Below are 23560 nucleotides of genomic sequence, written 5' to 3'. Positions count from 1 at the left end.
ATGAGGAGCGACCAAAATGTTAAAAAAAGCATTTATTGCACTGATTCGCTTTTATCAAAACGTAATCTCACCTTTAAAGCCCCCGACTTGCCGCTTTTATCCTACCTGCTCGCATTATGGACTTGAAGCTGTACAGCGCTTTGGGGCTTTAAAAGGCGGATATCTCACCATAAAAAGGATATTGAAATGCCATCCTTTTCATCCTGGCGGTATTGACCCGGTGCCTGAAAAGCACAAACATTAATTCTCATACCCATTGACAATTAGATCTAATTTTCCGGTCTTCGGATCTATGACAAGGCCATGAACAGGAACTCCTTCCGGCATAAGCGGATGGTTTTTGATGATATCAACACTATGGCTGACACTTTCTGTTACATTATCAAAACCATGAAGCCACTGTTTAATGTCGATACCTGAGTAGGTTAGAGTATCAAGTGTTTTTTCAGGAATTCCTCGTTCGATCATACTGTTTATAACCGGATCCGCTTTTAAACCGCTCATTCCGCAATCGTGATGAGCTATAACCATAACTTCTTTAGCCTGCAGCTGATAAACCGCAATAAGAATACTGCGCATGATACTGCCAAATGGATGTGACACAAGGGCACCAGCATTCTTGATGATTTTCGCATCGCCATTTCCAAGATTTAAAGCCTTCGGTAATAATTCAAGCAGCCTTGTATCCATACAAGTTAAAATGACCATTTTTTTATTCGGAAATTTCGTGGTTTCATACTTTTCATATTCGTGGTCTTCTACGAATTTCTGATTATGGACTAGAATGTCATTTAATAATGATGTGTTATTCATATAATTCCCACCTTTCTTTTTCTACTTATAAGCATACCTATCTATTGTGTTTGAAACAAATTTTTTACTTGCAAATAGGCTAATTTTTTTGTAAGATACATATGGAAATCGTAATCGTTCCGTATTATGCACTTATTTTTATTCTGAATGCTAAAAATTTTTCGACAACAAATCGTAATTAATCCGATTTATAACATATTTTCAAAGGAGCTTTTATGAAAAAATTTATTCTTTTCCTTTCTTTTCTAATTCCATTAAGCCTGTTCTTATCTGCCTGTTCTAATGAAAAACCGGTCCAAAAAAATAAGGACCAGTTAACCATCTATACAACAGTATTCCCACTTCAATATTTTACTGAACAAATTGGCGGCAAATATGTTGACGTAAAAACCATCTATCCTCCTGGGGCAGATGAACATACCTTTGAACCATCGCAAAAGGATATGATGAATCTCGCTGATTCAGACTTATTTTTCTACATTGGTTTAGGGCTGGAGGGCTTTGTAGAAAAAGCAAAAGGCACCTTGAAAAACGAAAATGTATCTTTAGTAGCAACAGCAGACAAACTTCAGCTGCCAAAAGATAATGGAGCTCATGAAGACGGAGATGAAGACGGACACCAACATGGCGATGTTAATCCCCATGTGTGGCTAGATCCGATTTATTCAAAGAAAATGGCTGCCGTTATTCGTGATAACCTGGTGAAAAAAATGCCCAAGCAAAAAGAGCTTTTTGATAAAAATTATCAGACACTTGCAGCTCAGTTAGACGAACTAAATGGCCAATATGAGAAAACCATTTCAACCGCCAAGCATAAAAAAATCATTGTGACTCATGCTGCATTTGGCTATTGGGAGCAACGCTATGGAATCGAACAAATTAGCATTTCCGGACTTTCCACTACCAATGAACCAACCCAAAAAGAATTAGAAAAAATAATTTCCGTAGCAGACCATGAAGGATTACATTACATTCTTTTTGAACAAAACGTTCAATCGAAGCTAGGTAAAATTGTCCAAGAGGAAATTGGGGCCAGAGCTTTACCGATTCATAACCTAGCCATCTTAACCAAAGAAAACATCAAGAACAAAGAAACTTATTTTTCCTTAATGAAAAAGAACCTTGATACATTAAAAACTGCATTAAATAATTAAGGCTCTTTTCGTAAGCTTTATTGCTTTTGAAACTTATTAAGAGTCATTTACAAAGTTCCTAGGCAATTTTCGCAAATGCTCTTACGAAAAGATGCCACGAAGAATATAGTTTTACGGGTAGATGAACTTATAAGAAAACAACAATCTTTGCGAAAATAGCCATAATTAATTACCTATATTCCCTGACACTTACAGGCATGTACTGCTTAAGATCATCAAATGCTATATCTGTATTACCGAAATAATAAGGAGTGATACGAATGGCACAAGATGTTTTATGTGAAGTTAATAACTGTACGTTTTGGGCAAAGGGAAATAAATGCAGCGCAGAGAGTATCTATGTTGTCAGCCACAAAGGGAAAACGGCTGATAATAGTCAAGAAACTGATTGTAAAACCTTTGAACCGGGCGATCTCTAATATAAAAAATGAACCAGGCAATCATGCCTGGTTTATTTTTTATATTAAAATCTAAATATTCTTTGCGAAAGTGACGTCTCCTGAAGGCGTTTTTCATTTATTTGATATCCGATTCCCGGAACCTCGGGTACAGCTATTTCTCCATTTTGTACGATCACTTCTGGGCTGATAATGTCTTCATCCCAAAACCTGCTTGAAGCAGAAATGTCCCCTGGAATTGTGAAGCCAGGCAGCGACGCAAGCGCAATATTATGGGCGCGGGAAATGCCAAATTCAATCATTCCCCCACACCATACGGGAATACCTCGATCAAAGCAATAATCATGGATTCGTTTTGCTTCCGAGAGACCTCCAATACGCCCCGCTTTAATATTAATAACCTTGCAGCTGCCAAACTCAATCGCCTTTCTGGCATCCTCGAAGGACACAATACTTTCGTCCAAACAAATAGGTGTTTTGATTTCTTTTTGCAGTATTGCGTGTTCGATTAGATCATCATGAGCAAGCGGCTGCTCAATCATCAATAAATTCCATTCATCTAAGGCTTTTAGTCGGTCCATATCCTTTAATGAATAAGCGGAATTAGCATCAGCCATAATCGGCAAATCCGGATAATGCCGTCTGATGTCTGCTAAAAAGGAATAATCCTGATTTGGATTAATTTTTACTTTAATCCTTTGGTAACCCTCTTGAAGGTATTGCTCAATTTGCCTTAGCGCTTTAGCAGTCGAATCTGTAGCAACTACTACACCTGATGGGATCCGTGTCAGTGTACCGCCTAACATTTTTGATAAAGGCTGTGACCCAGTCTTGGCATATAAATCCCATAGTGACATCTCTAAGGCAGCCTTCGCCATATTATTTCTTCTCAGCGATTTGTTGAAAAGAACAGATGCCTCATCCGGATGCTGAATCGGGTGTTTTTGCAGCAATGGAATCAAAAAGTCCTGTAACATATGCATACACGTTGCCACTGTTTCCTCTGTGTACCATGGCGATGAAAAGGCTACTCCCTCGCCAAAACCAGATATGCCTTCTTTATTCGTAACTTTTACGATGATGCCTTCACGTTCATGTACAGACCCTAAATGAGTTTGAAAAGGAGATTTTAAAGGCATTTGAATAATAAATAGCTCTACAGTCGAAATTTTCATCTATCAGCCCTGCCCTCAATCAGCCATTCCTTAAGATTTCTTCTAAGTAATTTTTTTGCCGCATTTCTTGGCATCTTCTCTATAAAATAAAAAGCCTTAGGAACTTTATACTTTGCCAGCCGTTCTCCACAAAATTGCCTTAGTGCTTCTTCAGAAGGATAATCCCCCTCTTTGGTTACTAAAAAGGCAACTGGCACTTGTCCCCATTGCTCATTGTCAATACCGATGACACCGGCATCTTGAACGCTAGGATGAGACAATAAAACGGCTTCAATTTCTGCGGGATAAATATTCTCGCCGCCTGAAATAATTAAATCGGAGCGCCGATCTAAGACATATAAAAAGCCGTCTTCATCTAAGTAGCCAATATCACCTGTATATAGCCAGCCGTCCCGTATTTTTTCTGCCGTGGCATCCGGGCGATTTAGATAACCTGCAGTCACATTTGGCCCCTTAATGATGATTTCACCGGCCACACCAGCTTGAGCTGCTCCCCCCTCTTCACCTTCGATTCGGATTTCCGAAGGGAATAAAGGTTTTCCTGCCGAACCAAGCTTAGTTAAGCTATATTCTGGTGCAAGCGTGACGATTTGGGAGGAGGATTCTGTCATTCCGTAGGTTTGAAAAACCGGAATCTCTTTTTCAGTACATGCTACTAGCAATGGCAGCGGTGCAGGGCCGCCACCTAGCAGCATACAGCGAAAATGGCCAGGAAGCCTTTCTGCTCCAAGCGTCTCCATTACTCTTTTCAGCATAGTCCCAACAATCGACATAACGGAAACATTTTTCTCATTTATATCTTTGATCGTTTTTTCCGCATCAAAGGTTTCATGCAGGACAATCGGCATTCCATAAATGACACTGCGCATCAGGATCGAAAAACCGCTTATGTGAAAAAGAGGTACGCTGCAAAGCCAACAATCGTTATCATTAACCCCTAAATTTAAAGCAGATCCAACAGCACTCCACCAGTGGTTTCCATAGGACTGCATCACCCCTTTTGGATGTCCGGTCGTTCCTGATGTATACATGATCGTACAAATATCGCCAAGATTGATGTCATCCCTGATGACAGGCACCTCTGGTTTTCGGTTAAATAAGGATTCTTTCGTTATCGCTCCTATCAGAAGATTTTGTTCATTCATTTTGTCAGATAAGGCTTCTTCAAGGATAAGAAAAGAGGATTTCGAATCCTTTAACTGCCAAACTAGTTCAGATGAAGTCAAACGATTATTCAATATGACCGATTTCACGCCTAATAGCTGCAGAGCAAATAATATAACCACTGTATCAAGATGATTCTTTAACAATACACCAATAAATTGATCTTGTTGTACACCAAGTCCTTGGAGTTGTCCTGCAGCCTTAAGTGAACGGTCATAAAGTTCTTTGAACGATACCGTCTGATCTTTAAAATAAACAGCAGTTCTATCTGGAGTTAAAAACATGCGCTTTTTTAAAAAATTAGGCATTCTCTCATTCATTATTTCTCTTACCACCTTATATACTGTCTAGCTTCAGCGCCTAGGCGCTGAAGCTTTTCTATTAGGCTTTGTTAAACTAGTTTGTTGATTTGCGCTCCAGGCGCTTCGCTTTCCGCGGGCGTGCCGGAGAGCCTCCTCGGCGCTTTCAGCGCCTGCGGGGTCTCCCCTGTCCCGTACTCCCGCAGGAGTCTTCGCGCCTTCCGCTCCAATCAACAGTGTTAAAAATCAACAATGTTCTTTAACAAAGCCTTCTATTAAAAAACAGCCTGATGGAAATCCATCAAGCTGCAGCTAAAAACATTAAATCAAGGAAACCGCGGGAATTGACCGAAATCAGGCTTACGCTTTTCTTTAAAGGCGTCACGGCCTTCCTTCGCTTCATCTGTTGTATAGTAAAGTAATGTCGCATCGCCGGCAAATTGTTGTAATCCTGCTAAGCCATCCGTATCAGCATTCATAGCAGCTTTAATGAAACGGAGTGCAGTTGGGCTCTTTTCAAGCATCTCTTCACACCATTTAATGGTTTCCTCTTCAACCTGTTCTAAAGGAACAACAGTGTTTACCAAGCCCATGTCAAGCGCTTCTTGTGCATTGTACTGACGGCATAAATACCAAATTTCACGCGCTTTCTTATGTCCAATAATTCTTGCTAAATATCCAGAGCCATAACCGGCATCAAAGCTTCCAACCTTCGGACCTGTTTGTCCAAAAACAGCGTTATCGGCAGCTATTGTTAAATCACAGACTACATGTAGTACATGGCCTCCGCCAATTGCATACCCTTTTACCATTGCTACAACAGGTTTAGGAATAACGCGGATTAAGCGCTGCAGATCTAGAACGTTTAATCGAGGGATCTGGTCCTCCCCTACATATCCACCGTGTCCACGGACACTCTGGTCCCCACCTGAACAGAATGCTTTTTCTCCGGCACCTGTTAAAACAATCACTCCAACACTTGCATCATCACGTGCGTAGGCAAAAGCGTCAATCAACTCCATAACCGTTTTGGGTGTAAAAGCATTATGTACATGTGGACGGTTAATGGTGATTTTTGCAATTCCATTATAAGTTTCATATAAAATTTCTTCATATTTACGTCCTGGAACCCATTCTACTGTCAAAATGAAAACCTCCTTCTTTATTTAGAGACAAAAAGTCACTTACTATTGTACCAAACTTTTCTGGTTCCTCCACATGAATTGCATGGCCGCTGTTTTCCACAACCACCCATGACCCATTTTCAAGCTCCTTCACCATCTTTTCCGCAATTGTACAAAACTTTTTATCTTCACTGCCCGTTACCAGCAGAACTTCACAAGAAAGCTGACTAAGGTTTTGCCACCAAGAAGGCTGAGCGCCTGTCCCCATTCCGATTAAACTATTTGCTAGTCCAAGAGGTGAGTTATTTAACCGTTGAAGCCGAATGGACTTCTTGATTATTAATGGAAGACGTTTCATCGTTGAAAACAATGGAATCTCTTCCCAATAATCAACGAATTCCGTTAAGCCCTTATCTTTAATAAAATTTGCAAGTTCAGCATCTTTCATGCGGCGCGTTTCACGTTCTGCTTCCGTTTGCAGGCCAGGTGAGGCACTTTCCAGGATTAAATTTCGTACTCTCTCTGGAAAAAGAACTGCAAAGGTTAAGGCAAGTCTTCCCCCCATTGAGTAGCCAAGTAAATCCACTTGCATGGCGCCCAGATGATCTAGGATGCTTTTCAGATCATTCGCGGCTTTTCCAATTTGGTAGCGGTTACTATTTTCTGGCGAATCGGTTTTCCCATGGCCGATAATATCGGGAATAATTAAATTGGAATGCGTCCCCCAGAGATCACAAAAAGGAGTCCATGTCGTCGAATCTCCAGTAAATCCATGTAACACTACCAGCGGAAATCCGCTACCGGATTTCTCGACATGATACTTAACATTGTCGACAATTACCTTCATTCATGTTCACCTGTGACAAAATTTGATATTTCCCGGGAAACCACACGCCAAAATTCGCGGTGCTCATCTCGATTTCTGTCCCTATTTGTAGCTACCTCAAAAACTTTTATTCCTTTTGAATTCATTGCCATCTTCATTTCCGATTCAAAGTGATCCCAATCTTTGATTTTCGTATAATCACCATGAAACATTTTGACCGCATGTTCAAATTCAATATTTAAGGCTGTGCCAAATAGGAGTTCAAAATGTTTCGGATGTTCAGCTTGTGGAAGGAAGGAAAAAATTCCGCCGCCATTATTGTTTACCAGAATAATATTAATATCAATATTGTAAAGCTTCGCGGCAATCAGGCCATTTAAATCATGGAAAAATGTTAAATCCCCTAAAACTAAATATAATGGCTGTGAGTATAGAGCTGCACCTAAAGCAGTAGAAACAGTGCCATCAATGCCATTTGCCCCTCTGTTCGCAACAACCCTAATCGATTTATCATTGTTTAAGAAAAAACTGTCTAGATCGCGGATTGGCATACTATTACCAACAAAGATAGTAGCTTCATCTGGGAGCAGCTCGGCTAATTGATAAAATAATTTGCCTTCGCTTAATTCAGCAGTATCACGAACCAGCGCCATATTTTCATTAGTAAGTTTATTAACTTTCTTCCAATCTTCTAAGAACATAGATGGTGACTGTCTTTTTAAATAGGTAACAAGCTTTTCGCAAAAACTGGTTTCATTACAGAAGATCATATCCGTCGATAACGAAGATGGGTCGCGCCAGCCACCGCCTCCATCAATGACAAATTGATCAGCACTATGGTTTTCTTTTAAGAAAACCGTTAAAGCTTTTGAAACCGGCATAGATCCAAACCGTATGACAACATCCGGTTTTAAGAATGACTTTGCCTCATCGTTTCTTAAGAATGTATCATAGGCATCAATTATTTGTTCAAGGCTGTGTTTTCCACTTCGCAGTTGTGACAAAGGGTCAGCCAAAATCGGAAATTTTAATACCTCGGCCAGTTGGGTAACAGCATTAGCAAACGCTTCTTCAGCGATGTTTCCGCAAACAATGATTCCTTTTTCTCTTCCCATTAGTTTTTCAGCGATTTCTTTAATATACTCTTCATTAATAGTTAAATCACCGTTAAGCACCTTCACATATCCATTTGAACGTTCTTTCGTATGAAAAATCTCCTCATCCAATTTAGGAATCAGCGGCTCACGAAACGGGAAATTCAAATGAACCGGACCAGCAGGGGCTGCAGTAGCAGCTGCTGCCGCCCTTGCACAAAAAGTCCGAGCGTAGCGAATCATCTCATCGCTTTTTTCAGGCAGCGCCATTTCCGCAAACCATTTGACATGATGCCCATACAAATGAATTTGATTAATTGCCTGAGGGGCCCCTACTTCCCTTAGTTCATGGGGCCGGTCTGCAGTTAGCACAATCAACGGGACTCGTGAGTAACGAGCTTCAACGATAGCCGGAAAATAATTTGCAGCAGCCGTGCCTGACGTGCAAAGGAGGGCAACAGGTCTGTTTGTTATCTTGGCAATTCCTAACGCAAAAAAAGCAGCAGATCGTTCATCCACATGGATATGTACCTTTAAATCAGGGTGTTCAGCCATCACCATCGCCATTGGTGTCGATCTAGAACCTGGGCTTACGACGACATCGGTGACACCAGAGAAGACTAACTCTGCTACAAAGGCCGCAATATATGCAGTTAATGATTCTTGATGACTCATATTATTTGTCCTCCAAAGGCCCTAAGCATTGGCCTAAACTTCAAGCTCGTCTCCATATATTCACTTTCAGAATCCGAATCTGCCACGACACCGCAACCAGCAAATAAAGAAGCTTCATTTCCTTGAATTAATCCTGAACGAATGGAAACGGCGAATTCTCCATTCTTGCGGTAATCGACCCAGCCTAATGGAGCAGCATAAAAACCTCGATCAAGTTCTTCAACCTGTCTTATTTTTTCAACCGCTTCACTTTTAGGAAGGCCGCCCAAAGCGGGTGTTGGGTGCAGTCTTTCAACTAAAAGCAATAAAGAAGTATCTTGATGACATTTTCCAATCACAGGAGTGTATAAATGTTGGATATCTCGAATCTTCATTAGTTGAGGTTTTTCAGGCAAGATCACTTTTTCACATGATTCTTCTAATGCTTCCTTGATCATTTCAACAACATAGCGGTGTTCAATAAGGTTCTTTTGATCCTTTAAAAGCTCTTCACCCAATAGCCTATCCTCTTCATTTGTTTCTCCTCGTGAAATTGAGCCAGCAAGACAAGTGGAAAAAATTTCATTTCCCTGCTTCTTTACAAGTCTTTCTGGTGAAGCGCCGATGAAACAATCGCCATTTGATTCGAAAGCAAAGATAAAGCTTTCATGCTGCTGATCGTTTAAGTTATAAAGAACCTTTTCAGCCTCGATTTCGTGATTGAAAGTTAGTCGAAGCTCCCGAGCTAGTACCACTTTTTTTAACGGACCCGACGATACTTCCTGTACGATTGTGTCAACTGTCTTTTTCCACTGGTCTGGCGAAATCTCTTCTGTCTCTAGCAAGATTGTTGTTTTCGTCCGATGGCGCTGCCCCAGAGAATTTAAAAGATGATTCCTTTCCTCAACCACTTTATTAAATAATGAAACATCATCATTTGGTGTACAAACAATATTTGTTGTTAAATAGGCCTGACCCTGAATAATACTTAATAAATATTTGGGTAAATGGAACAAGGAATCAGAGTACTTCGACCAGAGTTCTGTTTTTTCTTTGTATGGATCAAAAGAAAACCCACCGAACATCAATGGACCAGTACCAATTTCTTTATAAGGGTTAAAAATGATACTATCCCTTAAAAAGGTTTCCCACTCATTTTCAACATGAAAAAAGCGGTCAGTAGCCTGATCCGACTGAATTTGTTTTGTTATCCCAAGTCCAACAAGCACTAATTCGTCTTTGGGATCCTTCCAGAAAAACCGTTCACCCAGATAGCGCTCGTTCCCTAAATTAAAAAATGATAAAGGGTTAATCGTGTCCATTTTATAAACTTCACTCATTAAAATGGGCCGGTTAAGTTTTTTCGCCCGCTCAACCGCGATGAGACCCCTTTCCTTAATTTCCGTTTCTTGAATGGTTACCAAACAAATCCCTCCAAAACAGCCAAAATTGCTGTTATCCATTCATCTTTAAGCCTTATTAAAGATACTACTCTCATTGTAAATAAGTCAATAATACTTGTCACTACCATCCTGATTCATTCCTAATTATATATCAAAATTTCAATATTAGGTTGTAAACGACTTTTTCGTTATTTTTCCACTAAGTATTCAATTATAACCAAAAGGTATTATCTTCTAGATTTGAAAGGAAAAATTCATTGACACTACCACTCTGATTCCATACACTTATGTGTGGGAAAGAAACTTTAGACCTAAAAAATTGTCGATATATAAAATTAATATATAAGGGAGAGACCAATATGCAGCCAAATTTACAGCAAAATTCGAAACCAGTCGTCGAATCTAACCGCGGGTTTCAAGTTTGGTGGCAAATGACCCGTCCTCATACGTTAACAGCTGCGTTCGTCCCGGTTTTACTTGGGACAGCGCTTGCACTTAAGTCTGGCAAAATCCATTACGGGTTATTTATCGCTATGTTGATTGCGAGTTTACTCATTCAAGCCGCAACCAATATGTTTAACGAATACTTCGATTATAAACGCGGACTTGATAACGAAAATTCTGTAGGGATTGGCGGAACCATTGTCCGTGATGGAATCAAACCAAAGACCGTCATGACTCTTGCATTCAGTTTTTATGGAATCGCGCTATTGTTAGGAATTTATATATGCGCTAATAGCAGCTGGTGGTTAGCATTAATTGGACTTATTTGTATGGCTGTCGGTTTTTTTTATACCGGAGGCCCTGTGCCAATTGCTTATACACCTTTTGGAGAATTATTTGCCGGCTTCTTTATGGGAATGTTGATTATTCTCATCTCATTCTTTATCCAAACAGGGACAGTCGACAGTACCAGTATTTTAGTATCGATCCCAAGCATGGTACTGGTAGGTGAAATTTTATTAGCTAATAACATTCGGGACCTTGATAACGACAAGGAAAACGGGCGGAAGACATTAGCCATCCTATTAGGGAAAAAGAAGGCTATTAATTTACTTGCCGGTATGTTTATTTTCTCTTATTTATGGGTTTTAGGACTTATTATCGGCGGCGTAGTTCCTGCATGGGTGGCGATTGTCATTTTAAGCGCACCAAAGGCAATTAAAGCTACAAAAGGTTTTATTGAAAATAGTCTGCCTATTCAAATGGCGCCCGCAATGAAAGCGACCGCTCAAACCAATACGATTTTTGGATTTTTACTTGCCATCGGCATTTTCGTTGGACATTTTTTCGCATAATAAAAAGGCTTCTGCTCACGAGCAGAAGCCTTTTCTTATAACGATTTAATTTTCCAAATTTCCTTTGCATATTCTTTGATGGTCCGGTCACTGGAAAAATAACCTGCACGAGCAATATTGGTTAAACTCATTTTTTGCCAATGCAGCTGATCTTGATAGGCTTCCCCTATTTTTCGCTGAATGTCTGCATAGGAGGCAAAATCCTTTAAGACGAAATATTGGTCATTTTCTTCAAGAAGAGAATCAAAAATGGGCTCGAATTCATTATGATCATCTGGGAAGAATCCATTCACGAGTTGATCGACCGCCTGGCGAATACGATAATCGTGATGATAATATTCAAGGGATTGATACCCGCCATGTTGATAGTAATGGAGAACCTCGTCTGCTGTAAGACCAAAAGTAAAGATATTATCCCCGCCCACCAGCTCTTGAATTTCAATATTTGCTCCATCTAAGGTTCCTACTGTCAGTGCTCCATTGATCATAAATTTCATATTTCCTGTTCCTGATGCCTCTTTACTTGCAGTCGAAATCTGTTCACTTACATCCGCTGCAGGAAAGATTTTTTCGGCAAGGGAAACTCGATAATTCTCAAGGAAAATGACTTTGAGTTTATCTCCAATCTTTGGATCATGATTAACCTTATCCGCGACAGCATTAATTAATTTAATAATCTTTTTTGCATAGTAATAACCCGGTGAAGCTTTTGCACCAAAAATAAACACTCTTGGGGTAAGCGTAAAACTTGAATCCTCTTTAATTCGGTTGTAAAGATGCATGATGTGCAATACATTCAGAAGCTGACGCTTATAGGCGTGCAGGCGTTTTACCTGAACATCAAAAATTGCTGTTGAATCAACAGTAACCCCATTTTTATCAAAAATGACATCCGCCAGCTTTTGTTTATTTTCATTTTTAATTTTTTGCAGCTGGTCTAAAAATGGTTGGTCATTTTGATATTTAAGTAATTTATCAAGGTCTTCTGCCGTATAAGTCCAAGAGGAACCTATTGATTCTGTAATCAAAGCCGATAATTTTGGATTTGCTTTTAACAGCCATCGCCGGTAGGCAATCCCATTCGTTTTATTGTTAAACTTCTCAGGAAACAGTTGATAAAATTGATTCATTTCCCGCTTCTTTAAAATTTCTGTATGCAGCTTTGCCACACCATTTACACTAAAGCTTCCTACAATTGCTAAATGAGCCATTTTCACGTAATCATCAGCTAATATAGCAAGATTTCTGATCCGTTCCCAATTACCTGGAGTCTGCTCCCAAAGCTCCTGGCAAAAGCGTTCATTAATTTCCTCCACAATCATATATATCCTTGGCAGCAAGGGGCGGAAAATATGAATAGGCCACTTCTCTAATGCTTCTGACAGGGTTGTATGATTTGTGTAAGAGATGGTATTTTTCGTAATATGCCATGCCTGATCCCAGTCCAAGCCCTCTTCATCAATTAAAATCCTCATTAGCTCAGGAATTGCTAGTACTGGGTGTGTATCATTAATATGGATACAAACATCTTCATGAAGCCTATGTAAACTACCATGTTGTTTTCGATACGCTTTCAGGATGGACTGGAGACTTGCCGAAACTAAAAAATATTGCTGCTTGAGCCTTAAAATTTTCCCATCATCATGGGTATCATCTGGATATAAAAACTCTGAAATCATTTCTGTTTCCCGTTTGTATTTTAAAATATCATCGTGAAACGGAAATTGTGCCGGCTCAGCATTCCATAGCCTTAATGTGTTAACGGTATTTGATTTATACCCGATTACAGGCATATCATGAGGAACAGCGGTTACCGTCTCGGCATTCAAATGTTGAAACACGTGACGCCCATTTTCCATCCTCACTTCGACCTTGCCCCAAAAAGGAATCTTAACGGCCAAATCAGCCTTGCGGATTTCCCATACATTTCCGCTCCGCAGCCATTGCTCAGGCAATTCGACTTGATAGCCATCTACAATTTTCTGTTCAAAAAGGCCATGTTTGTACCGTATACCGTGGCCGTGTCCAGGCAAATTTAGCGACGCAAGTGAATCTAAAAAACAGGCGGCTAATCTTCCTAAACCGCCATTCCCTAAGCCTGCATCTGCTTCTAAATCTTCAAGCCCGCTCAAATCAATCCCCAATTGCTGAAGGCCATCCTGAACGATTTCCTCAATCCCAAGGTTAATTAAATTCTGCCTTAGCAATTTTCCTAATAAATACTCAATCGAAAGGTAATAAACTTGCTTGCCCTTTGCCGCATGATAACGTTCATTGGTGGCAATCCAATCATTGCTGACAAATTCGCGGATCATATTTCCGAGTGTTTGGTAGTGATCTCTCGCTGTACTTTCCGAGAAGCTTTTTCCGCATACCATTTCAAGTCTATTTAAAAAGGATTCTTTAAACTCGGACTTATTAGAAAACATGGGTTTCACTCCTAGTGATAAGCTCTGCATACAGCTGGTTATAACTAAATGCTGATTGGGCCCAGCTAAAATCCATTTCCATCGCCTGTTTAACAAGGGATTCCCAAGCTTCACGATCATGGTAAAAGCTTAAAGCTCTTCTAATCGTGTAAAGCATATCATGGGCATTGAAATTACGGAAGGAAAAGCCATTTCCTTCCCCTGTGACTTCATTCCAGGATTTTACGGTATCGTTTAAGCCGCCCGTCTCACGAACAATCGGAATCGCACCGTATTTCATTGCAATCAACTGTCCTAGTCCACATGGTTCAAACAGAGAAGGCATTAGGAATAAGTCTGCCGCAGCATAAATCTTATGTGCAAGCCCTTCATCAAAGCCTGTATGCACCTTTAATTTCTCTGGGTAGATACGGGCAGCCTGCCTTAAATGTTCCTCATTATCATAGTCACCTGTGCCAAGAATTATAACTTGAATATCCTCTTGCAGAATTTCTCTAAGGACACATTTGATAAGATCCAGCCCTTTTTGTTTAGTCAGCCGTGAAATCATTACCATTAAAGGCGTATTGGCGGATTGTGATAAGCCGAATAGCTTTTGAATCTCTCTTTTATTAATCACTTTTTTTTCAGGATTATTAACTGAATAGGTTTGAAAAATCAAAGGGTCATTTGCTGGATTATAGAATTCATCATCAATTCCATTTAAGATCCCCAAGAGGTCTTCATTTCGCGCTTTTAAAAGGCCTTCCAGCTTTTCACCATAGGTTGGCGTTTGGATTTCACTTTTATAGGTTGGGCTAACTGTTGTAATGGTATCGGCTGCAACGAGTGCCCCCTTCATAAAGTTGACATTCCCAAAAAACTCTAAGTGATCTGGATGGAAGGATTGATAATCCATTCCAAGTAAATCTCCCAAAACTTCTTTTGGAAAGATTCCTTGGAACTGCAGGTTATGAATTGTAAACACAGTTCGGATTAGACCATAACCTTTTCTTTTGTAATATTCCGATCTCAAAAGATAAGGAATCATTCCTGTATGCCAATCATGGCAGTGAAGGACATCAGGGAAAAAATTAAGCTCTTCAATTGCTTCCAGGACAGCGCGATTGAAATAAGCAAATCGTTCACCATCGTCATAATACCCATACAAACCTTCTCTTTTAAAATAGTATTCATTATCGACAAAATAGAAGGTTACTCCTTGATGGGTGAGCTCCTCTATACCGCAATATTGATTTCTCCAGCCTACCTGAACAGTGAATTCCTTTACTTTTTTCATTTCATTCTTATAATCATCAGAAATGGTTCCGTATTTAGGGAGAATAACCCTAACATCGGTTCCCAGACTTTTTAATTCCTTTGGAAGGGATCCTGCAACATCTGCAAGACCTCCCGATTTAGCAAATGGTCCGCATTCTGACACGGCAAATAATACTTTCACGAGTTCATCAACGCTCCTTGCTTCATCCCTTTACGTACTACAAAAGGGGAACGGGCACTTCCAGTTAAATGTGTACCGGCTTCTATTTTTACATCTTTATCTAAAATAACGGAATCTAAATAGCAGTTATCTTCTATTTGGCATTTCTGCATGATAATGCAGTTTTTAATGACTGCACCCTTCCCAATTTTAACACCACGGGAGATAATACTGTTTTCCACTGTTCCACTGATTACACACCCGTTTGCAATCATTGCATTTTTTACCAAGGATCCTTTAACGTATTTCGTTGGCGGCTCATCCTTAACCTTCGTAAAAATCGGGCTGTCTTTCAAAAATAATTGCTTCCAGACATCTGTCTTAAGTAAATTCATGCTCGTTGAAAAATAGTTTTCAATTGAATCTATCATGACGGCATATCCGTTGTAATCATAGTGGCATACTGTGTACTGATGATCGAAATCTTGAACAACGTCTCTCATACAGGTGTAACCTGTCTCGTTTCTCGTTTCAAGCAATTCTATTAAAAGTGAGGTTTTAATTAAATACATTTCCATTGAACTGCCATTTTCATGATGGATTTCGGTAATATCACAGGAAGAATGGCGATGCCAGTCAAGAATTGGTCTAAAGTCCATATTAAAAACCGTATAGCAATTGGAGATGATGGCATATTCTTGCGTGCTTCGCTTAAAAAAGTCCATATTGGCCGCAAAATGTTCAAACGACCCTATTTTATTTCCGTCATTATCAACAATCGGTGATGGGAAGAAGAATAGTCCATCACGTTTTCGGTTTAAATCCCAATTTTTTCCGGACCCCAAGTGATCCATTAAGGAGCGATATTGCATTTTTGGAAAAATTGCCACACTTCGAATACCAGAATTGACCATATTCGAAAGTACAAAATCAATGATGCGATACCGGCCTGCAAACGGCAGTGCTGCCAGTGAACGGTGCGTTAATAAATCTTCCAAATCCTCATGGTATGTGGTGGCATCAATGACGCCTAATAGCTTTCTTTTCACGGCTATAGTCCCTCCTGATTTCTAATAAGAATTACTGTTTCTCTCCTGGCACCACTGTGATTGTTCTAGACAATTAATATGCAGGATATAACCCGCTAAGCATTTCTTGGGTCACTAGTATAATTTCATCATCGAAGGAACGAATGACAGTCCCGTCCGGCACTTGCACATCACAAGGAACAATCGCCTTTTCAATCAAGCAGTTATTTCCAATGACAGCATCTGGCATAATAACTGATTCTTTAATGGAAGAGCCTTTTCCAACTGTTACCCCTTGGAAAAGAACCGATTTATCTATTTCCCCTTCAATCGTACATCCTTCGTTTATGAGCGACTCTTTTACAATCGCATCCTGTGAAATATATTGAGGCGGTTGATTTGGATTAACAGAATAGATTCTCCAATCATGATCAAATAGATCTAAATCGCATTCTTCGTTTAATAGATCCATATTCGCTTCCCAAAGGCTTTGAACTGTTCCAACGTCCTTCCAATAGCCTTTAAACGGATAAGCATAAAGCTTCTTGTTTTCTTCTAAAAGAAGCGGAATGACATCCTTACCAAAATCATGGCTGGATTCTGGATTCCGAGCATCCATTTCTAAATATTCTTTCAGTATATTCCAGCTAAAAATATAAATGCCCATCGATGCTAAATTATTTTTTGGCTCACTTGGTTTTTCCTCAAATTCTACGATTCTCATATCCTCGTTCGTATTCATAATTCCGAACCGGCTGGCTTCTGCCCATGGAACCTCAATCAAGGAAATCGAGACATCTGCCCTTTTTTCAATATGGTATTCGAGCATGTTTTCATAATTCATTTTGTAAATATGATCGCCTGAGAGAATTAATACATAATCCGGCTGGTATTGCTTCAGGTAATTCAGATTTTGATAAATTGCACTTGCTGTTCCTGTATACCACTTGACTTCGGAAGACTCAGCGTAAGGTGGTAAAACAGTTACCCCTCCATCCTTTCGGTCAAGGTCCCAGGCACTGCCAATCCCAATATATGAATTTAACAAAAGCGGCTGATATTGAGTTAAAACGCCAACTGTATCAATGCCAGAATTTGCACAATTACTTAAAGTAAAATCAATGATTCGGTATTTCCCTCCAAATGGTACAGCAGGTTTCGCTAAATCCTTTGTCAGCGAATTAAGTCTGCTTCCTTTTCCCCCTGCCAATAGCATGGCTACGCACTTTTTCTTTGCCATTTCCTTTTCTCTCCTTTCGTTTTTTAACCGGTCTGATGATATGAAAACCAAATGGTGCAATTGTTAAGTTGATGGAATATGGTTTACCATGAAACGGTTCCTCTAACGACATGATTGTCTTTTTATTAATCAATCCTGCTCCGCCATATTCTTGTTGATCACTATTTAAAATTTCCCGGTACTCTCCTAGATGATTTACACCAATCTTATAAACCGGGTAGCTGACACCAGTAAAGTTACAAATAATGACTAAATGATCTTCTTCTTTTTCTCCTTTTCGAATGAAGGAAAAAATCGATTGATCACTGTTATTTACATCAATCCATTCAAAACCATCATGCGAATGATCCAGCTCATATAGCGGTTTCGAACGCTTATAAACCTTCGTCAATACTTTTACATATGAGTTTAAATTGCGGTGCATATCATATTCCAATAAGTTCCAGTCTTGTTGTTCTTTATCCTTCCACTCAGCAAACTGTCCTAGTTCAAATCCCATAAATAATAATTTCTTTCCTGGGTGGGCAAACATAAAGCCTAGTAAAAGCCTCAGCTGGGCAAATTTTTCCCAGTATTCTCCCGGCATCTTATCCAAGAGCGACTTTTTGCCATGAACTACTTCATCATGTGAAAACGGGAGCATAAAGTTTTCTCGGAAAGCATATAAAAGTGAAAAAGTCACTTTAGAATGCACCTTTGACCGTGAATAGGGCGGAGTTTCCATATATTCAAGCATGTCATTCATCCAGCCCATATTCCATTTATAATCAAATCCCAAGCCGCCGTGGCTGACTGGGGCAGTAACATCAGGGAAATCTGTAGAGTCCTCACCGATCATTAAAAAATGCGGATCATATTCGTGAACTTCTTGATTTAATTTTTTTAAAAAGTTAATTCCAAAGGGATTTTCACTCGTACCATTCGGCCAATAAATGATATTGGCTACTGCATCCATACGAAAGCCATCAATATGGAAATAATCCATCCAAAACATGGCGTTTGAAATGAGGAAGCTTTGCACCTCACCTTTTCCGAGGTCAAAGTTGGCTGTTCCCCATACCGGATTTTCCCTATCACCATCATTATGGTAGGAATAAATATGTGCTCCGTCAAAACGGTATAACCCGTGGGCATCCTTGCAATAATGACCTGGAACCCAATCCAGGATGACACCAATACCATTCTGATGGCACTGGTCTACAAAATAGCGGAATTCATCGGGTGTTCCATATCTGGAGGTAACCGAAAAGTACCCTGTTCCTTGGTAGCCCCACGAGGCATCGAGAGGGTGTTCAACGAGGGGTAGAATTTCTATATGTGTAAAGCCATGTTCGATTACATAAGGTATAAGCTCTGAAGCAAGTTCCTTATAGGTAAGGAAATCACCATTGAGTTTTTTCCTCCAAGAACCTAAGTGAACTTCATAGATGACGGCAGGCTCGGATAAAAGCTTTCGGGTTGCTCTCCGATTCATCCATTGGTTATCCTGCCATTGATAATTGTTTAAGGAATAAACGATGGAAGCAGTGTTCGGTCGCAATTCAGAATAAAAGGCAAATGGATCAGCTTTAAGCAGTGTTTCACCATTTTGTGTTAAGATTTCATACTTATAAACACTTCCTTCGAGGTCTTGATCAATGATGATAATCCAAACCCCTTCGTCATTTACCTTTTGCAGATCATACCCTTCACCATTCCAGTTATTAAAATCCCCCGTGAGCCTTACCTGAACGGCGTTCGGGGCCCATACGCAAAATCGTGTATAAACTTTATCGGAATTCTTCAAGATATGAGCGCCAAAAAGCTGATGACTTTGAAAAAAATTTCCCTCGTGAAATAAGTGCAGCTGATAATCAGTCGGAAACAATGTATTCACTGTCATGGCTCTCCTCATCCCCATTGAAAATATGTATTTCAAAAACCAATTATAAGTGCAAATGAATAATATTCCTCGTAAAACTTTTTTATCTTTTCTGACAATAACCCCTAATTACGGTCATTATACTTCTTTTTTCGACAGTACTCGACAGGAAACAACGAATTATCTTTCGATATTCGACAAAAAAATATAAAGTTTTTTTGTGAAAAGAAGCATTAATTATTATTTATTTTTCAAAAATTGGATAATCCCTTGTGCTAGTACAATCTTGAATTTGTAAGCGTTGTCAATGTTTTCTGTTATATATAAGGGGTGTTTATTATTATTCTAAAATAACAATACTGTTTTAGTTAGCATGAAATTATCCTAAAATAAAATTTCAAATATTAACAAAAAATTCATACTTTTCTTTTTACTGCAACGGATTTTTTATTATGATTTAGTTAGAGTTCTTATCAAAGAGTGGACGTATGATATGCCATTTAAAGGCCATGGGGAGTCAGATGAATTAAAGATGCTTAGAATATTAAACGTACGAATGGAATTATCAGAGGATGAATACACACGCTATTTAAATCTAGAGAGGGGGTATGAAGGTCATGTAAGGTTTGATTTGTTGACAGAGAAGATTCAAAGTGAATGCTACATTTTAAATGATTTGAGGCTTAAGGTTAATAGTATACATTTCAAAATTGACACTGTTATCATTTATCAACAAAAGATTTATCTTTTCTTAGTAAGAAATTATGAAGGTAACTACTGTTTTTACCCAGACAGAATAGAGGCATTTTCCGGAAAGGAGATAAGGTATCCTTTGGATGAGTTGCAACATAGTAAATCCTTGCTACAAAAACTACTTCAAAATCTTGGATGCAACTTATCTATTGAAGCATATGTTGTGTTTATTAACTCGCATTTTACCTTATATCAGGTTCCCCCAAACACGCCATTTATTTTTCCGGCACAGTTAAACAGGTTCATGAAAAAATTAAATAAACAGCCTTCCTGGTTAAATAATAATCATCAGGAGCTCGCAGTCAAAATTCTATCACTCCATCAAACTGAAACTCCGAATATTCCACATTATGAGTACAACCGGCTAAAAAAGGGAAAAACTTGCAGACGGTGCAATTCATTTTCGCACTCAATCAAAGGTAAAAGTGTAGTTTGTAATGGATGTGGATGTGAAGAGAATGTAGAAAGTGCAGTTTTGCAATGTGTAGATGAAATTAAACTCCTTTTTCCAAATGTGAAATTAACAACAAATATTGTCCATGACTGGTGTGGAAAAATAGCCTCAAAAAAGAGAATAAGTAGGATTCTTAGTAAAAACTTTAATATAGTCGGGGTTCATCAATGGGCCTTTTACGAATGACTTAATATATGTCTTTTTCTCTTCCAATGGATGATGCCTCCATAAAAACTTATGTAGGACATTTTTATTATTTATTAGATGGACTTGTCTTTTAAGACCTTAATGAAAGACTGTTTCCTACTTTTCTTGAGCTGAGTCATCACTATGGAACTGGCATAATGACCTGGTTGCTGCTCTTTTAAGTGGTTTTGTCCTTCAGGTCCATTATGAAAGACAGTTTCCTTCTTTTCTTGAGCTGAGTGGTCACTATGGAACTGGCATAATGACCTGGTTGCTGCTCTTTTGAGTGATTTTGTCCTTCAGGCTCTTTATGAAAGACAGTTTCCTTCTTTTCTTGAGCTGAGTGGTTACCATGGAACTGGCATAATGACCTGGTTGCTGCTCTTTTAAGTGGTTTTGTCCTTCAGGCTCTTTATGAAAGACAGTTTCCTTCATTTCTTGAGTTGCACGGTCACTATGGAACTGGCATAATGATCCTTCAGGTTCATTATGAAAGACAGTTTCCTTCTTTTCTTGAGCAGCTTGGTCACTAACATTCTGTCTTTGAGCCCAACTTCTTGTTATTTAGTGTGGTTTTTCCTTCAAGAACATCATGGTAGTCAATCACTATTCAACTTAGAAGAACTAGGAATGCGGGCAGCATTTGTCAACATTTTTTCAGGCTATTTCTAATGTTAAATACAAAAAAACTGATGACAATATATCATCAGTTTTTTTGTATGACCCCTACGGGATTCGAACCCGTGTTACCGCCGTGAAAGGGCGGTGTCTTAACCGCTTGACCAAGGGGCCAATTATTTAATTTATATGGCAGAGAAGAAGGGATTCGAACCCTCGCGCCGGTTACCCGACCTACTCCCTTAGCAGGGGAGCCCCTTGAGCCACTTGGGTACTTCTCTATATGGCTCCGCAGGTAGGACTCGAACCTACGACCGATCGGTTAACAGCCGATAGCTCTACCACTGAGCTACTGCGGAATAATGTTAAGTTACTTTGCTATCACATAAAAATCTGGTGGGCCTAAATGGACTCGAACCATCGACCTCACGCTTATCAGGCGTGCGCTCTAACCAGCTGAGCTATAGGCCCATTTTGGAGCGGGTGATGAGAATCGAACTCACAACATCAGCTTGGAAGGCTGAGGTTTTACCACTAAACTACACCCGCATATAACATGGGGCGACTGATGGGAATCGAACCCACGAATGCCTGAACCACAATCAGGTGCGTTAACCACTTCGCCACAATCGCCATAATAAAAGTTATTTAATTTTAAATAAATGGTGGCTCAGGACGGAATCGAACCGCCGACACAAGGATTTTCAGTCCTTTGCTCTACCGACTGAGCTACTGAGCCATTTCCATTTAAATGGCGGTCTGGACGGGACTCGAACCCGCGACCTCCTGCGTGACAGGCAGGCATTCTAACCAACTGAACTACCAGACCGAATTGCGGAGGCAGGATTTGAACCTGCGACCTTCGGGTTATGAGCCCGACGAGCTACCAGACTGCTCCACCCCGCGACGGTAAAAATATTTAATTCAAGAATAATATGGCGGAGGAAGAGGGATTCGAACCCCCGCGCGGTTTAACCCGCCTGTCGGTTTTCAAGACCGATCCCTTCAGCCGGACTTGGGTATTCCTCCATATTATACAAAATTACTGGTGGACCTTGTAGGACTCGAACCTACGACCGGACGGTTATGAGCCGTCTGCTCTAACCAGCTGAGCTAAAGGTCCAAGTTGAAGTTCTAAAATATATTATTTGGTAGCGGCGGAGGGGATCGAACCCCCGACCTTACGGGTATGAACCGTACGCTCTAGCCAGCTGAGCTACACCGCCAAATATATTATTGAATTATGGTGGAGCCTAGCGGGATCGAACCGCTGACCTCCTGCGTGCAAAGCAGGCGCTCTCCCAGCTGAGCTAAGGCCCCAAAAATTAAGTTAGAAGTAAATGGTCGGGAAGACAGGATTCGAACCTGCGACCCCTTGGTCCCAAACCAAGTGCTCTACCAAGCTGAGCTACTTCCCGTATTTTAAATGGCGCGCCCGAAAGGAGTCGAACCCATAACCTTCTGATCCGTAGTCAGACGCTCTATCCAATTGAGCTACGGGCGCATTATGTTGAAACTAAATTTGTTATTATAAAAAGCAATGGTGCCGAGGACCGGAATCGAACCGGTACGGTAGTCACCTACCGCAGGATTTTAAGTCCTGTGCGTCTGCCAGTTCCGCCACCCCGGCAATCATGGAGCGGAAGACGGGATTCGAACCCGCGACCCCCACCTTGGCAAGGTGGTGTTCTACCACTGAACTACTTCCGCATTATTAATCTAAATGGTGCGGGTGAAGGGAGTCGAACCCCCACGCCTTGCGGCGCCAGATCCTAAGTCTGGTGCGTCTGCCAATTCCGCCACACCCGCATATTCATTTAAATGGTGAGCCATGAAGGACTCGAACCTTCGACCCTCTGATTAAAAGTCAGATGCTCTACCAACTGAGCTAATGGCTCATCCTAAAAAAGTGGTGCCGGCTAGAGGACTTGAACCCCCAACCTACTGATTACAAGTCAGTTGCTCTACCAATTGAGCTAAACCGGCAAATTATGGTGGAGGATGACGGGATCGAACCGCCGACCCTCTGCTTGTAAGGCAGATGCTCTCCCAGCTGAGCTAATCCTCCAAATAACAGCCTGGCAACGTCCTACTCTCACAGGGGCGCGTGCCCCAACTACCATCGGCGCTGAGAAGCTTAACTTCCGTGTTCGGTATGGGAACGGGTGT

The 23560-nt window shown here is 40.3% G+C and carries 17 protein-coding genes, 21 tRNA genes and 1 rRNA gene; 5 read left to right on the top strand and 34 right to left on the bottom strand.

Going from position 1 to position 23560, the window contains the following annotated elements:
* The first annotated feature begins 16 nt into the window (after positions 1-16).
* Positions 17-244 (top strand): membrane protein insertion efficiency factor YidD, encoded by a 228-nt coding sequence (yidD, locus tag PH210_RS18340; RefSeq protein ID WP_289987577.1) that lies wholly within the window; start codon positions 17-19, stop codon positions 242-244.
* Here the strand turns inward: yidD and PH210_RS18335 are convergent.
* Positions 241-813, bottom strand: a complete 573-nt coding sequence (locus tag PH210_RS18335) for a beta-class carbonic anhydrase (RefSeq protein WP_289987575.1) — start codon at positions 811-813, stop codon at positions 241-243. The genes yidD and PH210_RS18335 overlap by 4 nt on opposite strands.
* A gap of 215 nt (positions 814-1028) precedes the next feature.
* Between PH210_RS18335 and PH210_RS18330 the strand changes: the two genes are divergently transcribed.
* Together PH210_RS18330 and PH210_RS18325 are read left to right on the top strand one after the other, a co-directional pair.
* Positions 1029-1967 (top strand): metal ABC transporter solute-binding protein, Zn/Mn family, encoded by a 939-nt coding sequence (locus PH210_RS18330; protein ID WP_289987573.1) that lies wholly within the window; start codon positions 1029-1031, stop codon positions 1965-1967.
* Between the two features lie 260 nt (positions 1968-2227).
* A complete protein-coding gene (locus PH210_RS18325; protein ID WP_223595781.1) occupies positions 2228-2386 on the top strand; it encodes a DUF1540 domain-containing protein in 159 nt (52 codons plus the stop codon).
* A 44-nt stretch (positions 2387-2430) separates the two neighbouring features.
* Here PH210_RS18325 and menC read toward each other — a convergent pair whose 3' ends face one another.
* The 6 genes from menC to PH210_RS18295 all read right to left on the bottom strand — a co-directional run bounded on the left by menC (position 2431) and on the right by PH210_RS18295 (position 10125).
* Positions 2431-3540: an o-succinylbenzoate synthase gene (gene menC, locus PH210_RS18320; RefSeq protein WP_289987570.1), complete on the bottom strand. Its 1110-nt coding sequence runs from the start codon at positions 3538-3540 to the stop codon at positions 2431-2433.
* Positions 3537-5024: an o-succinylbenzoate--CoA ligase gene (locus PH210_RS18315; protein ID WP_289987568.1), complete on the bottom strand. Its 1488-nt coding sequence runs from the start codon at positions 5022-5024 to the stop codon at positions 3537-3539. Before PH210_RS18315 ends, menC begins: the two co-directional genes overlap by 4 nt.
* 305 nt (positions 5025-5329) lie before the next feature.
* Positions 5330-6148, bottom strand: a complete 819-nt coding sequence (menB, locus tag PH210_RS18310) for a 1,4-dihydroxy-2-naphthoyl-CoA synthase (protein WP_289987567.1) — start codon at positions 6146-6148, stop codon at positions 5330-5332.
* Positions 6120-6974 (bottom strand): 2-succinyl-6-hydroxy-2,4-cyclohexadiene-1-carboxylate synthase, encoded by an 855-nt coding sequence (gene menH / locus PH210_RS18305; RefSeq protein WP_289987565.1) that lies wholly within the window; start codon positions 6972-6974, stop codon positions 6120-6122. Before menH ends, menB begins: the two co-directional genes overlap by 29 nt.
* Positions 6971-8722: a 2-succinyl-5-enolpyruvyl-6-hydroxy-3-cyclohexene-1-carboxylic-acid synthase gene (gene menD, locus PH210_RS18300; protein ID WP_289987563.1), complete on the bottom strand. Its 1752-nt coding sequence runs from the start codon at positions 8720-8722 to the stop codon at positions 6971-6973. Before menD ends, menH begins: the two co-directional genes overlap by 4 nt.
* A complete protein-coding gene (locus tag PH210_RS18295; RefSeq protein WP_289987562.1) occupies positions 8719-10125 on the bottom strand; it encodes an isochorismate synthase in 1407 nt (468 codons plus the stop codon). Before PH210_RS18295 ends, menD begins: the two co-directional genes overlap by 4 nt.
* A gap of 338 nt (positions 10126-10463) precedes the next feature.
* Between PH210_RS18295 and PH210_RS18290 the strand changes: the two genes are divergently transcribed.
* Positions 10464-11402, top strand: coding sequence for a 1,4-dihydroxy-2-naphthoate polyprenyltransferase (locus PH210_RS18290; RefSeq protein ID WP_289987561.1), 939 nt, complete (start codon positions 10464-10466; stop codon positions 11400-11402).
* A 35-nt stretch (positions 11403-11437) separates the two neighbouring features.
* On the opposite strand, the gene PH210_RS18285 is transcribed toward PH210_RS18290, so the two are convergent.
* The 5 genes from PH210_RS18285 to glgB form a co-directional block, all read right to left on the bottom strand.
* Entirely contained in the window at positions 11438-13831 is a 2394-nt protein-coding gene (locus PH210_RS18285; RefSeq protein WP_289987559.1) for a glycogen/starch/alpha-glucan phosphorylase, read from the bottom strand.
* Positions 13821-15272: a glycogen synthase GlgA gene (gene glgA / locus PH210_RS18280; RefSeq protein ID WP_289987557.1), complete on the bottom strand. Its 1452-nt coding sequence runs from the start codon at positions 15270-15272 to the stop codon at positions 13821-13823. Before glgA ends, PH210_RS18285 begins: the two co-directional genes overlap by 11 nt.
* Positions 15269-16300 carry a GlgC family sugar phosphate nucleotidyltransferase gene (locus PH210_RS18275; RefSeq protein ID WP_289987555.1) on the bottom strand — a complete coding sequence of 344 codons (1032 nt, stop codon included), beginning with the start codon at positions 16298-16300 and terminating at the stop codon, positions 15269-15271. The genes glgA and PH210_RS18275 overlap by 4 nt, the downstream gene beginning before the upstream one ends.
* Before the next feature lie 73 nt (positions 16301-16373).
* Complete coding sequence (locus PH210_RS18270; RefSeq protein ID WP_289987554.1) at positions 16374-17519, bottom strand: glucose-1-phosphate adenylyltransferase; 1146 nt, start codon at positions 17517-17519, stop codon at positions 16374-16376.
* Complete coding sequence (gene glgB / locus PH210_RS18265; RefSeq protein WP_289987553.1) at positions 17461-19401, bottom strand: 1,4-alpha-glucan branching protein GlgB; 1941 nt, start codon at positions 19399-19401, stop codon at positions 17461-17463. Before glgB ends, PH210_RS18270 begins: the two co-directional genes overlap by 59 nt.
* A gap of 472 nt (positions 19402-19873) precedes the next feature.
* Between glgB and PH210_RS18260 the strand changes: the two genes are divergently transcribed.
* The gene (locus PH210_RS18260; protein WP_289987552.1) at positions 19874-20773 is read left to right on the top strand and encodes a nuclease-related domain-containing protein; all 900 of its coding nucleotides are present in this window, start codon (positions 19874-19876) and stop codon (positions 20771-20773) included.
* A 720-nt stretch (positions 20774-21493) separates the two neighbouring features.
* On the opposite strand, the gene PH210_RS18255 is transcribed toward PH210_RS18260, so the two are convergent.
* From PH210_RS18255 to rrf, 22 genes are all read right to left on the bottom strand, one after another.
* Positions 21494-21565: transfer RNA gene (locus tag PH210_RS18255), tRNA-Glu, on the bottom strand.
* A 16-nt stretch (positions 21566-21581) separates the two neighbouring features.
* Positions 21582-21672, bottom strand: a tRNA-Ser gene (locus PH210_RS18250).
* 3 nt (positions 21673-21675) lie between these two features.
* Positions 21676-21750 (bottom strand) — tRNA-Asn (locus PH210_RS18245).
* A gap of 35 nt (positions 21751-21785) precedes the next feature.
* Positions 21786-21862: transfer RNA gene (locus PH210_RS18240), tRNA-Ile, on the bottom strand.
* Between the two features lie 4 nt (positions 21863-21866).
* A tRNA-Gly gene (locus tag PH210_RS18235) sits at positions 21867-21940 on the bottom strand.
* Positions 21941-21948: 8 nt separating this feature from the next.
* Positions 21949-22024, bottom strand: a tRNA-His gene (locus tag PH210_RS18230).
* 30 nt (positions 22025-22054) lie between these two features.
* A tRNA-Phe gene (locus PH210_RS18225) sits at positions 22055-22130 on the bottom strand.
* A 13-nt stretch (positions 22131-22143) separates the two neighbouring features.
* Positions 22144-22220, bottom strand: a tRNA-Asp gene (locus PH210_RS18220).
* 3 nt (positions 22221-22223) lie between these two features.
* Positions 22224-22297 (bottom strand) — tRNA-Met (locus tag PH210_RS18215).
* 30 nt (positions 22298-22327) lie between these two features.
* Positions 22328-22420 (bottom strand) — tRNA-Ser (locus tag PH210_RS18210).
* Between the two features lie 17 nt (positions 22421-22437).
* Positions 22438-22514 (bottom strand) — tRNA-Ile (locus PH210_RS18205).
* 26 nt (positions 22515-22540) lie between these two features.
* Positions 22541-22617 (bottom strand) — tRNA-Met (locus PH210_RS18200).
* An 18-nt stretch (positions 22618-22635) separates the two neighbouring features.
* Positions 22636-22711, bottom strand: a tRNA-Ala gene (locus tag PH210_RS18195).
* A 21-nt stretch (positions 22712-22732) separates the two neighbouring features.
* A tRNA-Pro gene (locus PH210_RS18190) sits at positions 22733-22809 on the bottom strand.
* 9 nt (positions 22810-22818) lie between these two features.
* A tRNA-Arg gene (locus tag PH210_RS18185) sits at positions 22819-22895 on the bottom strand.
* Between the two features lie 37 nt (positions 22896-22932).
* Positions 22933-23021 (bottom strand) — tRNA-Leu (locus tag PH210_RS18180).
* A 5-nt stretch (positions 23022-23026) separates the two neighbouring features.
* Positions 23027-23101 (bottom strand) — tRNA-Gly (locus tag PH210_RS18175).
* 14 nt (positions 23102-23115) lie between these two features.
* Positions 23116-23200: transfer RNA gene (locus tag PH210_RS18170), tRNA-Leu, on the bottom strand.
* A gap of 13 nt (positions 23201-23213) precedes the next feature.
* Positions 23214-23289, bottom strand: a tRNA-Lys gene (locus PH210_RS18165).
* Between the two features lie 12 nt (positions 23290-23301).
* Positions 23302-23377: transfer RNA gene (locus PH210_RS18160), tRNA-Thr, on the bottom strand.
* A 6-nt stretch (positions 23378-23383) separates the two neighbouring features.
* Positions 23384-23459, bottom strand: a tRNA-Val gene (locus PH210_RS18155).
* A gap of 8 nt (positions 23460-23467) precedes the next feature.
* Positions 23468-23560, bottom strand: a 5S ribosomal RNA gene (gene rrf, locus PH210_RS18150); the annotation flags it as partial.

It is taken from the genome of Paenibacillus sp. BSR1-1 (assembly GCF_030403775.1).
Classification (GTDB): Bacteria; Bacillota; Bacilli; order Bacillales; family Cytobacillaceae; genus Neobacillus.
This window is presented reverse-complemented; position numbering and strand designations above follow the sequence as displayed.

Bases quoted from the DNA above. Each gene is read 5' to 3' on its own strand.
- glgB (WP_289987553.1), bottom strand. From the start codon at position 19,401: ATGACAGTGAATACATTGTTTCCGACTGATTATCAGCTGCACTTATTT.
- menH (WP_289987565.1), bottom strand. From the start codon at position 6,974: ATGAAGGTAATTGTCGACAATGTTAAGTATCATGTCGAGAAATCCGGT.
- PH210_RS18325 (WP_223595781.1), top strand. From the start codon at position 2,228: ATGGCACAAGATGTTTTATGTGAAGTTAATAACTGTACGTTTTGGGCA.
- PH210_RS18290 (WP_289987561.1), top strand. From the start codon at position 10,464: ATGCAGCCAAATTTACAGCAAAATTCGAAACCAGTCGTCGAATCTAAC.
- PH210_RS18270 (WP_289987554.1), bottom strand. From the start codon at position 17,519: ATGGCAAAGAAAAAGTGCGTAGCCATGCTATTGGCAGGGGGAAAAGGA.
- PH210_RS18315 (WP_289987568.1), bottom strand. From the start codon at position 5,024: ATGAATGAGAGAATGCCTAATTTTTTAAAAAAGCGCATGTTTTTAACT.
- menC (WP_289987570.1), bottom strand. From the start codon at position 3,540: ATGAAAATTTCGACTGTAGAGCTATTTATTATTCAAATGCCTTTAAAA.
- yidD (WP_289987577.1), top strand. From the start codon at position 17: ATGTTAAAAAAAGCATTTATTGCACTGATTCGCTTTTATCAAAACGTA.
- PH210_RS18330 (WP_289987573.1), top strand. From the start codon at position 1,029: ATGAAAAAATTTATTCTTTTCCTTTCTTTTCTAATTCCATTAAGCCTG.
- PH210_RS18335 (WP_289987575.1), bottom strand. From the start codon at position 813: ATGAATAACACATCATTATTAAATGACATTCTAGTCCATAATCAGAAA.
- menD (WP_289987563.1), bottom strand. From the start codon at position 8,722: ATGAGTCATCAAGAATCATTAACTGCATATATTGCGGCCTTTGTAGCA.
- PH210_RS18260 (WP_289987552.1), top strand. From the start codon at position 19,874: ATGCCATTTAAAGGCCATGGGGAGTCAGATGAATTAAAGATGCTTAGA.
- PH210_RS18285 (WP_289987559.1), bottom strand. From the start codon at position 13,831: ATGTTTTCTAATAAGTCCGAGTTTAAAGAATCCTTTTTAAATAGACTT.